This window comes from Streptomyces sp. NBC_00258, from assembly GCF_036182465.1.
Classification (GTDB): Bacteria; Actinomycetota; Actinomycetes; order Streptomycetales; family Streptomycetaceae; genus Streptomyces.
In genome coordinates, this window is record NZ_CP108081.1 from 6,899,948 (window position 1) to 6,912,834 (window position 12,887).

The window sequence follows — 12,887 nt, forward strand, 5'->3', positions numbered from 1 at the left end:
TGCCCGAACATGAGACGCGTGATCCGTACGCGTCACAGGCTCAGGAACGAGGCACGAGATGACCGATCCCGTGACGCTGGACGGCGAGGGCACGATCGGCGAGTTCGACGAGAAGCGCGCCGAGAACGCCGTACGAGAGCTGCTGATCGCGGTCGGTGAGGACCCGGACCGTGAGGGGCTGCGGGAGACGCCGGGGCGGGTGGCCCGGGCGTACAAGGAGATCTTCGCGGGGTTGTGGCAGACGCCCGAGGACGTCCTGACGACGACGTTCGATCTCGGCCACGACGAGATGATCCTGGTGAAGGACATCGAGGTGTTCTCGACCTGCGAACACCATCTGGTGCCGTTCAGGGGCGTCGCGCACGTCGGGTACATCCCGAGCACGAACGGCAAGATCACGGGGCTGTCGAAGCTGGCGCGGCTCGTGGACGTCTATGCCCGGCGGCCTCAGGTGCAGGAACGGCTCACCACGCAGATCGCCGAATCGCTGATGGAGATCCTGGAGCCGCGTGGTGTGATCGTGGTGGTCGAGTGCGAGCACATGTGCATGTCGATGCGGGGGATTCGCAAGCCGGGGGCGAAGACCATAACGTCGGCCGTTCGCGGGCAGCTGCGGGATGCTGCGACCCGTAACGAGGCGATGAGCCTCATCATGGCTCGCTGAGTGGCTCGCTGATCGGTTCGCTGCGCGGGGACGCTTCGCGGTGCGTGCGGGTTCGTTGTGGCTGGGCGCACAGTTCCCTGCGCCCTCGACCACGAGGCTGCGCCTCGTTACGTCGCTCGGGCCGTGCCACCGTTCGTGTCGTCGTCCTCCGGGAGTTTGCAGACGCGCTCCAGGAAGAAGGCGGCCGCTATGACGGCGATGCCGGCGAGGACGGAGAAGCCTGCGTAGATGGCCTGGTCCCGGCGGGCGGGGATGTCGAGGGACTCCAGGAGGAAGACGCCCGTGCCGCCGTACATACCGGCGACGAGGGCGGCCACGAGGGCGCTGGCCTGGCCGAAAACGACCGCTCGGGCCGCCATCATGGGGTCGACACCCTTCGCGTCGGGGCGGCGCTCGCGCTGGGCCTTGAGACGGGCCCTCAGGGAGATCGCCGTCGCCAGGAGCACGACGGCGATCAGGGCGAGGACGATGGGGGCGGCCAGTGGGACCCGGGGGAGTGTCCCGACCGAGTTCCACAGGCGGGCACCCGCCCAGGACAGCACCCCGGCGACGAAGAACACCGTGGCCAGCGTCCTGATGCGCAGCTCTTTCACATTGCCCCTTCGATCGACCCGCCTGTGTGCGTCTCGACCTTAACGACTACTCGGGCAGCTGGAGTTCCAGGTCGGCGCGGGGCGCGACACCTTCCCGGGGGACGTCGGCGAGCAGATGCGCCACGGGGCCGCGCCCGGGGAGCTGGGCCTCGGGCTCCACGTCGTACCAGGGGGCCAGGACGAAGGCGCGCTCGTGGGCCCGGGGGTGGGGGAGGGTCAGGACCGGGTCGTCGGAGACCACGTCCGCGTACGCCACGATGTCCACGTCGATCGTGCGGGGGCCCCAGCGCTCGTCCCGGACGCGGTGGAAGGCCTCCTCGACCGCGTGGGCCCGCTCCAGGAGCGAGGAGGGCGGGAGGGTCGTCTTCAGCACGATCACCGCGTTGAAGTACGTCGGCTGGCTTCCCGGGTCCACGCCCCACGGCTCCGTCTCGTACACCGGAGAGACCGCTTTGACGCGGACGCCCGGGGTGTCCTCCAGGGCGTCGATGGCGCCCTGGAGGGTCTCCAGACGGTTGCCGAGGTTCGAGCCCAGGGAGAGCACGGCGCGCCTGGGGTTCTGCAGGGTCGTGTCGGCGGCGTCCACGCGCTCCACCACGGAGGCGGGCACCGGCTGGACGGTCGGGTCGCTCTGGCCCTCGGTGAACGCGGTCATGCTCGGCTCCGGGTGATGGTGACGGTCACGTCGTCGAAGGGGACCGTGATCGGGGCGTCCGGCTTGTGGACGCAGACCTCGACCTCCTGGACCCCGTCGTGCTTGAGGCACGTCTGGGCGATGCGCTCGGCGAGCGTCTCGATGAGGTTCACCGGCTCGCCCTCGACGACGGCCACGACCTCCTCCGCCACGATGCCGTAGTGCACGGTCTTCGTGAGGTCGTCGTCGGCCGCGGCGGGCCGGGTGTCCAGGCCCAGCGTGAGGTCCACGATGAAGGTCTGGCCCTCTTCGCGTTCCCTGGGAAAGACACCGTGGTGCCCACGGGCCCTGAGGCCGCGCAGCGCGACACGATCCACGCGAATCACTCCTGCAATCGTCGGTAACGGCGGGCTCTCCCGAGTGCGGTCGGCAACACCAGCCACATTCGAATCTACCTGCGAGCACTGACAGTGCCCGCCCGCAGGGGGCTCGCCCCGCGCGGGGGCAACAAGGGTTCATCGAGTGTTTTCTTTGGGGGCGTGCGACGGCTCACGGGCTGGTAGCCGCCCCTACCCCGGGGCCGGTGATCTCAATCTCTGCCAGGGCTTGTCTGACAATTCCCGTCTGCCTCGCGACGCCATGCACGCACTCTCGCCGCACCGGGCGCAGACCCAAGTACGTCCAGTACGAGGCTCTACGCCCGGCACGCCGAGAGCACGCACCTGACGCCGCGAGGCCGCCCTCCGGGCGACGACGGGAATTGTCAGACAGGCCCTGGGCCCCTACCCACTCAAGCGGGCGACTCGTCCTCTTCTTCCTCGCCGGATTCGGCCAGTACGGGAGAGGCGTGGTGGGACCAGAGTTTCCAGCCCTCGGGTGTGCGGCGGAACACATTCGTGGCGACGACGAGCTGGCCCACGAGGGGCCCGAGTTCGTCGCTGTCCTCGGGCGACGGGCCGCCGCTGAGGATGTTCTCCGTACAGGTCACCAGAGCGGTGTCGCCGGTGACCGAAACGTGCACGTCGGTCAGGAAGAACTGGATGTACTCGGTGTTCGCCATGATCAGCGCGTACGACCTCAGGACCTCGCCCCGGCCGTTGAGCACCGGCCAGCCGGGGTGGACGCAGGAGACCTCGCCGGCCTGTGCGGGGTCGTGGTACTCCTCGTCGTGGCCCAGGTCGGACGGGGTCAGCCAGATCGACGACAGCACTTCGAAGTCGCCCCGCTCCATCGCCTCGTAGAAGGAGGTGTTGGCGAGTTCGACCTGCTCGACGTCCGTGTGGGGGGCGCTCACCGGTCTCCCTCTGCGGCCCGGGCGCCCTCCACGGCCCGGGCGACCCGGACGGCGTCGGCGGTGGCCCGTACCTCGTGGACACGCACGGCCCACGCGCCCTGGTGGGCGGCGAGCGCGGAGACGGCCGCGGTGGCCGCGTCCCGCTCCCGGGCGGGCGGCGGGGCGCCCTCCGGGCCCGCCAGTACGCGGCCCAGGAACCGCTTGCGGGAGGCGGCCACCAGCACGGGGTGCCCGAGCTCCCGGAGACGGTCGAGGTGGGCGAGCAGGATCAGGTCGTGCTCGGCCTCCTTGGAGAAGCCGAGGCCCGGGTCGACGACTATGCGGTCCGCGGCGACGCCGCCCGCCAGAACGGCCTCCACGCGTGCGTGGAGCTCGGCGACGACTTCGGAGACGACATCCTCGTACGACCCTCGTACGGTGCTGCCCTGGAGGAAGCCGCGCCAGTGCATGACCACGAAGGGGGCGCCGGCGGCCGCGACGGCCGGGATCATCGCCGGGTCGGCGAGGCCGCCGCTGACGTCGTTGACGAGGACGGCGCCGGCGGCGAGCGAGCGCTCGGCCACGGAGGCGCGCATCGTGTCGACCGAGACGGTGACGCCCTCCGAGGCGAGGCCCCGGACGACCGGGATGACGCGCTTGAGCTCCTCCGCCTCGTCGACGCGGGCGGCGCCGGGGCGGGTGGACTCACCGCCCACGTCGACCAGGTCCGCGCCCTCCGCGACCAGGTCGAGGCCGTGCTTGACGGCGGCGGTCGTGTCGAACCAGTGTCCGCCGTCCGAGAAGGAATCGGGGGTCACGTTCACGACGCCCATGACCGCGCAGCGGTCCCATTCCGGGAGGCCCGCGACTTGGCTGCGCCCGCTCCTTTTGCTCATGACCTCCAGCCTAGGCCCCCGGCGGTGAGCGGTTGGTCGCCCTTGGTGGTGAGGGCCCGTCCTGTTCGGCGGCTGATCGCTGTCGCCGACCGGGGCCTCTGCCCCTTCGCGGCCTGTTTCCCGCCCACCCGTCCGGAAAGCAACCGACCGCCGCGCGGCGCGGGGGTGGGCGTCGCGTGGCGGTCGGGGTCTGTGGTGCGGGGACGGGAGTGCGGAGGTGGTTACGCCGCTCGCACGTCTCGTTCCGGCACGGCGTGGGCGCAGGGGCGCGGGGCCGGTGCGCGGCGGCGCAGGAGGCGGGGGAGGGCGAGGTTCACGAAGCCCTCGGCCTGCATGGCGGCGAAGCCGATGCGGGGGAGGTCGCGGGAGGAGCGGTAGACGACGAAACGGGGCTCCCAGTAGGGGCGGAACTTCGCGTTGAACTTGTAGAGCGACTCGATCTGGAACCAGCGGGAGAGGAACACCAGCAGACCGCGCCAGGCCCGCAGGACGGGGCCCGCGCCGATCTTCTCGCCGCGGGCCAGGGCCGCGCGGAACATCGCGAAGTTCAGGGAGACGCGGGTGATGCCCAGGCGGGGCGCTGCCTGGAGGGCCGCTACGATGAGGAGTTCGTTCATGCCGGGGTCCGCCGAGCGGTCGCGGCGCATGAGGTCCAGGGAAACCCCGTCGGTACCCCAGGGGACGAAGTGGAGTACGGCCTTCAGGTCGCCGTACGGGCCCGGATCGGTGTCTTCCTTGTGGGACGTCGCGATGAGACAGTCCCCGTCCTCCGGGTCGCCGATGCGGCCGAGCGCCATGGAGAAGCCGCGCTCGGTGTCGGTGCCGCGCCAGGCCTCCGCGGCCCGCCGGATCCGGTCCAGCTCGCCCTCGCTCAGGTCACGGATGCGCCGTACGCGGGTCTCGTAACCGGCTCGCTCGATGCGCTTCACCATCTGGCGCACGTTCCGCATCGCGCGTCCGGCCAAGGAGAAATCCGCGACGTTCACCACCGCCTCGTCGCCGAGTTCGAGGGCGTCGAGGCCGGTCTCGCGGGTCCAGACCTCGCCGCCCGTCTCGGAGCAGCCCATGACGGCGGGCGTCCAGGAGTGGGCCTTCGCCTCGTCCATGAAGCGTTCGATCGCGCCGGGCCAGGCCTCGACGTCGCCGATGGGGTCGCCGCTGGCGAGCATCACCCCGGAGACGACGCGGTACGTCACCGCCGCCTTGCCGCTCGGCGAGAAGACGACCGCCTTGTCGCGGCGGAGCGCGAAGTGGCCGAGCGAGTCGCGGCCGCCGTGCTTCTCCAGGAGGGCGCGCAGCCGTGTCTCGTCGTCCTCCGTCAGGCGTGCGGCCGGGTGTTCGGGGCGGAAGGCCAGGTAGATGGTGGTCACGGCGGTCAGCAGGCCGAGCGCGCCGAGGGAGAAGGCCACCGTCCAGGACGTGTTGCCCTGGTAGTCGACCGGCCCCTCGAAGCCGAACAGGCCGTACAGCACATGGCTGATGCGGTCCGCGAGGCTCGGGTTTCCGACCAGCCGGTTGGGGTGGACGCTGACGATGACCAGGCCGAGGAGGAGCGAACCCGCGCCCATGAGGACGAAGTTGGCGAGGGCCCGCCAGCGGCTGCGCGGGTCGGGCAGCGCCTCGAACTCGCTCCGGTGGCGCAGCAGCGGGGCGAGCAGCGCCAGCGAGATGAGGACCCCGATGAGGGAGTGCCGGTAGGTGAACTGGGCGAGGGCGCCCAGCGGGAGCAGTATCACCGCGGCCCGCCACGCCCGCCGCTTGCGCCGGCGCAGACCGTGGGCGAGGAGCAGCAGCAGGACGCCCGCGCTGAGGGACAGGGCGGCCGCGAACGGACCGAACGCGCCCGGCAGCACCTCGGCGAGCGTGTGCATACGGCTGTTGCGGAAGCGCGGGAAGACACCCGCCGCGATGTCCAGAAGCCCTACGAGCGTGCAGGCCCTGGCGACCAGGGCGGGAACGGCTTCGGGGCGCGGACCGCGGAGTACGCCCCGCAGTCGGCCCGTTCGAGCCGGAACCTCACCCGACATTTCCCCATCTATCCTGACAGACATCGCATCCCGTAGTTCTGCGAGAGACCTTGAATCCGGTGCCAATCCGGCATCCGGCGACATTGCGCCCTCTAGGACGGTGTCTTGGGGAGACAGGTTCACTCCCCATCGGAAAACCGTTTCAAAGGGCAAGGAAAGACCGGGGCAAGGCGCCGTGAAGGAAGCGGCGCCGGTCACCGGCCGGAAAGCGCAGGCAGGAACAGCTCATGGGTCTCACGAGCAACAAGGTGCTGGCATTCGCGGTTCTCTTCGCTGTGCTGCTGTTCGTCGGCACGGTGTGGTGGTGGCCGCGGCTCGCGCGCCGCAACTGGCGTGCCGTGTCGGGGCGGATCGGCCTCCTGCTGGCCACCCAGGTCGCGATCTTCGCGTCGATCGGCCTCGGCGCCAATCAGGCTTTCGGGTTCTACGCCAGCTGGGCCGATCTCCTCGGCCGGGAGTCGGGCCAGGGCATCGTGGTCGACCATGACGCCGGAGGCGCGAACGGTCCTCTCCAGGTGGTCGACACACGACAGGTGAACGTCTCCGGCGGTACGCGGCCGCAGATCGGCGGGCAGATCCAGAAGGTCGACATCGTGGGCCGGCGGACCCATATCGCGTCTCCCGCGTACGTCTATCTGCCGCCGGAGTACTTCCAGCCGCAGTACCGCACCCGTACGTTTCCGGCGGCTGTCGTGCTGACCGGCTATCCGGGCACCGCCGAGGCGCTCATCAAGGGCCTGCACTATCCGCAGACCGCCCACCGGCTCGCCAAGAACGGCACGATGCAGCCGATGATCCTGGTCATGATGCGGCCGACCGTCGCACCGCCGCGCGACACGGAATGCGTGGACGTTCCCGGTGGTCCGAAGACCGAGTCGTTCTTCGCCAAGGACCTGCCCGACGCGGTGTCGCACCACTACAGGGTGGGCAAAAAGCCCGGGAGCTGGGGAATCGTCGGCGATTCCACGGGCGGTTACTGCGCGCTGAAGCTCGCGATCCACCACCCGGAGACATACGCCGCCGGAGCGGGCCTTTCCCCCTACTACAGGGCGCCGAGCGACCCCACGACGGGCGATCTCTTCCACGGGGACGAGGAGTTGAAGAACCGCGCCGACCTGATGTGGTACCTGAAGCACAAGCCCGCGCCCGACACCTCACTGCTCGTCAGCAGCAGCAGGAACGGCGAGAGCAACTACCAGGAGACGCTGCGGTTCATCGACCTCGTGCAGGCGAAGAAGCCGACCCGGATCTCGTCGATCATCCTCGACAGCGGAGGGCATAACTTCAACACCTGGCGGCGCGAGATCCCGGCGACCTTGCAGTGGATCAGCGGACGGCTGAGCGACCGCTGACGGCCTTTTCCCGGCCGACGTTCTTTCCCGGACGCCCGGTGCAGGACGCCCGGTGCAGGACGCCCGATGCCGGGCGCCGGACGCCGGGAGAAAGCACTTGAGAAAGCCACTCGGAATTCCGCAATCCACAGGAGAAGGGTTGATTCGGGAGAGGGGACGATCAAGAAACAGCGGCCGGCGCAGTGGCGGTTGGGGCAGCCGATGAGGGACCGAAGTCGTGGTCGTCGAGCGGCCAATGCGGAGACTGCCCGGTGATGGTGCGGTGAGAAGGTCTCGGTGTGGCTGTGTTTTTGCCCCGCGGGGCACCACGATTCGCCTACGCGCGGTAAGTTTCTGGCCATGCCACGAGGACGTCACCGCCATTCCCCACCTCTGCACCGGCTGTTGCCCCCCTCGGCGATCGCAGGCGTCTCCGCCGTCTGCGCCGCGGGGCCATGGCTGTTCTCCGAAACGTTGGTGCTCCGAGGGCTGGCCGCGGGTGCCGCGGCGACGGCTGTCGTGGGCGCGGTCGTCATGCGCCGCTGGGACGCGGCGGCGGGCAAACGCGTCGCGGACCTCACGCGCGCGCGTGCGAGCGACGAGTGGCGTCACGAGGAGCGGGCCGCCGAGCTGGAGACCGATCTCGACGAGTCGCGCGAGCTGCGCACCAAGCTGGAGCAGCGGCTCCGTTCGAAGCGTGCCGAGTTGCAGGGGCTGCGCAACGAACATGCCGCCCTGCTGCGGCGATACGCCACGGCGGAGACCGAGCGTGCCACCGCGCTGGAGGGCCGTCGGCTCCTTGAGATAGAGGCGACGGCTCCGGCCCGGGTGGCACTGCCCGCGGCGGCTTCGATACCGCCGGACACCGACGAGACGGCATCCGCCCAGGACGCGGTTCCGGAGGCGACCGCGGCGACGGTCCAGGCCGCCCTCGCGGCGTCCGCGGCGGCCTCGGTCCTCTACGTGAAGGCCAACGCGGCGCTGGACCGGCTGGCGAAGGCCGCAGTCGTCGGTACGGCCGATGCGACCGAGGGCGCTGGTTCGGCGGGCGACTCCGCGGAGGACGTGTCCGAGGACGGCGCGCCTGCTGAGGACGTGACGGCGGAGGACGGTTCGGCGACGGCCGACTCCACGACGGATTCGGCGACGGACGACTCCTTTGCGGCCGAGACCGGGACCGGGACCGAGACCGAGGTCGCCCCCGAGGCGGCCGACTCAGCCTCTGCCGAGGACGGGTCGGCTCAGGACGACACAGCCACAGACGCAGCCACAGACACAGACGGCGCCGGCCAGGACGCCCCGGCGGCCACGGGCGGCTCCGCCCCGAGCGCCTCGGCGAAGAGTGGTCCGGTCAAGCGGGCCGCCACGAAGGGCGGTGGCCCCAAGGGTTCGCCCTCGCCGGGAGGCCCCGGCAAGCGGGCGCCCCGGCCGAACGGTTCCCCGAACGGCTCCGCCAAGGGCGCGTCCGCGGCCGGCAGCACCGTGACGGGTGCGCCCGCCAAGGGTGACGCCGGGCAGGAGGGCGAGACGCGGGGGAAGTCCGAGGCGGTCGGCGGTCATGAGCGCACGGCCGCCGCGACCGCACCGATATCCGCGAGGCCCGCGAAGGCCACGCAACCCGCGGAGACCGTACGGCCGCACGCACAGGCCACCGCGACCGACATGACGCCCCAGCGGTCCACCGCGACCGGCACGACCCCCCAGCGGTCCACGGCGATCGACGTGACGCCCCTGCAGTCCACGGCGACCCGCACGGCGCCCGCCCCCGAGCCGTCGACGGGCACCGCCCTCGCGCGGCCCACTCCGTCCGAAGTGGCCCGTGTGCAGCGGCCCGAGCCCGGAGCGACGAGCAACTCCCCGACGAGCGCGGCCGCTCTCACCCCCGCCGCGCGGCCCTCGCAGCCTTCCGGGCACTTCACCGTGCCCACTGCCGTTGCGGTCGTGCCGAACTCGCCCGCACGACGCCCCTCGGTGGAGGGCGGGTTCGACTTCTTCGGTACGCAGAAGGGCGCCGAGGCGCTGGAGGCCGTACAGAACGAGGACCTCGCCGACGTGGTGGGCCAGGAGGCGCTCGCGCTTCACAAGGCCGAGTCCGAGGCCGAGTTCAAGCCCGTGAGCGAGGAGTCCCGCGGAGTCGGCCAGGTCATCGACCTGACCGCGCACGACGAGACGGAGCAGATCGACCTGACGGAACTGCGGAGCGCGGTTTCGTAGGCTCCGTAGAACCCGAACGTGATGAGGGCAGTGGCAACCCGCCACTGCCCTCACGCCGTTCGCTCCTGAGGCTCTACACGGCCCTCACGAGCCGGTACGAGCCAGTGCGAGCCGGTCGAGGCCTCAGGCCATCCACCGGTCCGGCCGGGCCTCCCGCCGCCCCGTGCGCGACCGGTCCGCCTGCCCGTACAGCAGCTCCGCCGCCTCCGAGGCGTCCCGCAGCCGGGCCGTCACGGTCTTGTTGGCGCCGGTGTCCACGCGGACGTCGGCCAGCCCCTTGTGGCGCTGCCACGGCCCCTGCTCCAGGCGCACGCTCTGCACCTTGGCGTGCGGCACGAGCGCGATGCTGCGGCGCAGCAGCCCGTGCCGGGCCACGAAGACGGTGTCGGTCACGGCGAGCCCGTAACCCCGCCACCAGAACGGCACGCACCAGCGCGCCCGGCGCGGCGGCCGTGCCAGTGAGGTGGGCACGGTCACGCCCGGCAGCACGCGCGAGATGACCGCGTCGGCGACCTCGCGCGGAGCGACCGGCACGAGAACGGAGTTGGACGACCCCGCCACGTCCAGCTCGACCCGGACCCACCCGCGCCGCCGCCAGAGCAGCGGTTCGACGATGCGTACGGTCTGGACGCGCCCGGGCGGCACCGTCTCGTGCGTACGGTCGAGGAGCCCGTGGTCGATGCGGAGCCCGTCCGGGGACTCGCCCACGGTCCAGTCGTACTCGCCGACGAACCGTCCCACGCTGCTCGCGCCCGCCGCGCCGAGCAGCGGAAGCGCCGTCGCGAGGACAGTCCACACGCTGTGGGTGGCGAACCACAGCAGCGGTGGTACGACGAGCGCGGCGGCCAGCGTTCCCCAGGTGGCCCCGGTCAGGACGAGCGACACGGCGAGGACACCGGCGGGCACGTGGAGCAGCCGCTGCACCGGCGCCTCGCCCACCTCGTGCGCCGTCTCGGGCGCGAAACCGGCGGCCCGGGCGAGCAGTTCGGCCCGCAGCACCCGGGCCTCCTCCTGGCCGAGGTAGGCCAGCTCGTCCTTCTTGTCGGTGCCTACGACGTCGAGTTTGAGTTTGGCGACGCCGGCCACGCGGGCCAGCAGCGGCTGGGTGACGTCGACCGCCTGGAGCCGTTCGAGCCGGATGTGCACGGTGCGCCGGAACACCAGGCCCGTACGGATGCGCAGTTCGGTGTCGGTCACCGCGAAGTGTGTGAACCACCAGCTCAGAAAGCCGTAGAGGGCGGCCCCCAGGACGGCTGCGACCAGCACGGCCAGCAGCGTCATCGTGGTGAGCCGGGTCAGCTGCCGCTGTGCCTGGTCGGGGTCGTGCACGGCCCAGCCGGCGATCACGGCGACGGGCGCCCACGCGCGCCGCAGCGGCGTCACGGGGTGCAGCCGCCGCTCGGTCGGCCCGGCCGCGCCCTTCCGCCGGTCCCCGGCAGGCTCCTCCGGTGCGGGCGCCTTCTCCGCGTCCTCCGGTACGGGTGCCTCTTCCGGTACGGGCCGGGGCTCGTCCCGTACGTCCTTGGAGGCGCCCGGCGTCGTCACAGCCCCGCCGATCGGGCTTCGCCCAGCTCCGTGAGCCGGTCGCGCAGCCGTTCCGCCTCGGCCGGGTCCAGCCCCGGAATGCGGGCGTCCGTCGCCGCGGCTGCCGTGTGCAGCTGCACGCTGGCCAGCCCGAAGTGCCGCTCGACGGGGCCGGAGGTGACCTCGACCAGCTGCATGCGCCCGTACGGCACGACGGTCTCCTCCTGCCACAGCACACCCCGGCTGATCAGCAGGTCGTCCGCGCGCTCGGCGTACCGCCAGGACCGCCAGTTGCGCCCCAGCATCGGCCAGCCCCACAGCAGCACCGCGAGCGGTAGCAGGGCGAAGGCCGCCCAGCCTGGCCCGGCGAGCAGGCCGAGCAGCAGGCCCGTACCGACGGTCAGCAGCCCCAGCCACACCACCAGCAGCAGCCGTCGCATTCTCAGCAGCCCCGGCGGGAGTCCGATCCACACCGGCTCGCCCGCCGCCTGCCCCGCTGTCTGCCCCGCGTTTTCCGAGGTCCCCGTCTCCATGTCGCAAGCGTACGTACGCGACACTGTTCCCATGACTCCTACGACGGGTCCCACGGAGACCATGGTCGGGATCGGCGGCGCCGCGGAGAGCACCGACATGGTGCTCAACATCGGGCCCCAGCACCCGTCCACACATGGCGTGCTGCGGCTGCGGCTCGTCCTCGACGGTGAGCGGATCCAGCACGCGGAGCCGGTGATCGGCTATATGCACCGCGGCGCGGAGAAGCTCTTCGAGGCGCGCGACTACCGCCAGATCATCATGCTGGCCAACCGCCACGACTGGCTCTCCGCCTTCTCGAACGAGCTGGGCGTGGTCCTCGGTGTGGAGCGGATGCTCGGCATGGAGGTCCCCGAGCGCGCGGTGTGGACACGCACGCTGCTCGCGGAGCTGAACCGGGTCCTGAACCACCTGATGTTCCTGGGGTCCTACCCCCTGGAGCTGGGCGGGATCACGCCGATCTTCTACGCCTTCACCGAGCGCGAGGAACTCCAGCACGTCATGGAGGAGATCTCCGGCGGGCGTATGCACTACATGTTCAACCGCGTCGGCGGCCTCAAGGAGGACATGCCCGCCGGATGGACCGCCCGCGCGCGTGCCTCCGTTTCCGGAGTGCGCTCCCGTATGGACCGCTTCGACGACCTGGTGCTCGGCAACGAGATCTTCCGCGGGCGTACGAGGGATGTGGGCGTCCTCTCCCCGGAGGCCGTGCACGCCTACGGAGTGAGCGGTCCCATCGCCCGCGCTTCCGGTGTCGACTTCGACCTGCGCCGTGACGAGCCGTATCTCGCGTACGGGGAGCTCCAGGACACCCTGAAGGTCGTCACGCGGCAGGAGGGCGACTGTCTGGCCCGCTTCGAGTGCCTCCTGGAGCAGACCCACGTCGCGCTCGACCTCGCCGACGCCTGCCTGGACCGGCTCGCGGAGCTGCCCCCGGGCCCCATCAACCAGCGGCTCCCGAAGGTCCTGAAGGCCCCCGAGGGCCACACGTACGCCTGGACCGAGAACCCTCTCGGCATCAACGGCTACTACCTCGTCAGCAAGGGCGAGAAGACCCCGTACAGGCTGAAGCTCCGTTCGGCCTCGTACAACAACATCCAGGCGCTGGCGGAGCTGCTGCCGGGGACGCTGGTCGCGGACATGGTGGCGATCCTGGGGTCGCTGTTCTTCGTGGTCGGAGACATCGACAAGTAGGCCGAC

At 71.1% G+C, this 12,887-nt stretch carries 12 protein-coding genes; 4 read left to right on the forward strand and 8 right to left on the reverse strand.

The window, feature by feature from the left end; all coding sequences use genetic code 11:
• Nucleotides 1-58 precede the first annotated feature (58 nt).
• Entirely contained in the window at nucleotides 59-664 is a 606-nt protein-coding gene (folE, locus tag OG718_RS30745; protein ID WP_055610774.1) for a GTP cyclohydrolase I FolE, read from the forward strand.
• A 107-nt stretch (nucleotides 665-771) separates the two neighbouring features.
• Here folE and OG718_RS30750 read toward each other — a convergent pair whose 3' ends face one another.
• The 6 genes from OG718_RS30750 to OG718_RS30775 form a co-directional block, all read right to left on the reverse strand.
• Entirely contained in the window at nucleotides 772-1,257 is a 486-nt protein-coding gene (locus OG718_RS30750; RefSeq protein ID WP_143640400.1) for a DUF3180 domain-containing protein, read from the reverse strand.
• 46 nt (nucleotides 1,258-1,303) lie between these two features.
• Nucleotides 1,304-1,912: a 2-amino-4-hydroxy-6-hydroxymethyldihydropteridine diphosphokinase gene (gene folK, locus OG718_RS30755; protein WP_306939282.1), complete on the reverse strand. Its 609-nt coding sequence runs from the start codon at nucleotides 1,910-1,912 to the stop codon at nucleotides 1,304-1,306.
• Nucleotides 1,909-2,268, reverse strand: coding sequence for a dihydroneopterin aldolase (folB, locus tag OG718_RS30760; protein WP_143640403.1), 360 nt, complete (start codon nucleotides 2,266-2,268; stop codon nucleotides 1,909-1,911). The genes folK and folB overlap by 4 nt, the downstream gene beginning before the upstream one ends.
• 413 nt (nucleotides 2,269-2,681) lie before the next feature.
• Nucleotides 2,682-3,185, reverse strand: a complete 504-nt coding sequence (locus OG718_RS30765; protein ID WP_143640405.1) for a nuclear transport factor 2 family protein — start codon at nucleotides 3,183-3,185, stop codon at nucleotides 2,682-2,684.
• Entirely contained in the window at nucleotides 3,182-4,060 is an 879-nt protein-coding gene (gene folP / locus OG718_RS30770) for a dihydropteroate synthase (RefSeq protein ID WP_143640407.1), read from the reverse strand. Before folP ends, OG718_RS30765 begins: the two co-directional genes overlap by 4 nt.
• Nucleotides 4,061-4,281: 221 nt before the next feature.
• Nucleotides 4,282-6,087, reverse strand: coding sequence for a phosphatidylglycerol lysyltransferase domain-containing protein (locus OG718_RS30775; protein WP_328845720.1), 1,806 nt, complete (start codon nucleotides 6,085-6,087; stop codon nucleotides 4,282-4,284).
• 227 nt (nucleotides 6,088-6,314) lie between these two features.
• Between OG718_RS30775 and OG718_RS30780 the strand changes: the two genes are divergently transcribed.
• Together OG718_RS30780 and OG718_RS30785 are read left to right on the forward strand one after the other, a co-directional pair.
• Complete coding sequence (locus OG718_RS30780) at nucleotides 6,315-7,439, forward strand: alpha/beta hydrolase (RefSeq protein ID WP_143640411.1); 1,125 nt, start codon at nucleotides 6,315-6,317, stop codon at nucleotides 7,437-7,439.
• Between the two features lie 339 nt (nucleotides 7,440-7,778).
• Nucleotides 7,779-9,632, forward strand: coding sequence for a hypothetical protein (locus tag OG718_RS30785; protein WP_328845721.1), 1,854 nt, complete (start codon nucleotides 7,779-7,781; stop codon nucleotides 9,630-9,632).
• A 123-nt stretch (nucleotides 9,633-9,755) separates the two neighbouring features.
• Here OG718_RS30785 and OG718_RS30790 read toward each other — a convergent pair whose 3' ends face one another.
• Both OG718_RS30790 and OG718_RS30795 read right to left on the reverse strand, forming a co-directional pair.
• Nucleotides 9,756-11,024, reverse strand: a complete 1,269-nt coding sequence (locus OG718_RS30790; RefSeq protein ID WP_260695419.1) for a PH domain-containing protein — start codon at nucleotides 11,022-11,024, stop codon at nucleotides 9,756-9,758.
• 149 nt (nucleotides 11,025-11,173) lie between these two features.
• Nucleotides 11,174-11,689, reverse strand: coding sequence for a PH domain-containing protein (locus OG718_RS30795; protein WP_143640415.1), 516 nt, complete (start codon nucleotides 11,687-11,689; stop codon nucleotides 11,174-11,176).
• Nucleotides 11,690-11,720: 31 nt separating this feature from the next.
• Between OG718_RS30795 and OG718_RS30800 the strand changes: the two genes are divergently transcribed.
• Nucleotides 11,721-12,881, forward strand: a complete 1,161-nt coding sequence (locus tag OG718_RS30800) for an NADH-quinone oxidoreductase subunit D (RefSeq protein ID WP_143640416.1) — start codon at nucleotides 11,721-11,723, stop codon at nucleotides 12,879-12,881.
• The last annotated feature ends 6 nt before the right edge of the window (nucleotides 12,882-12,887 follow it).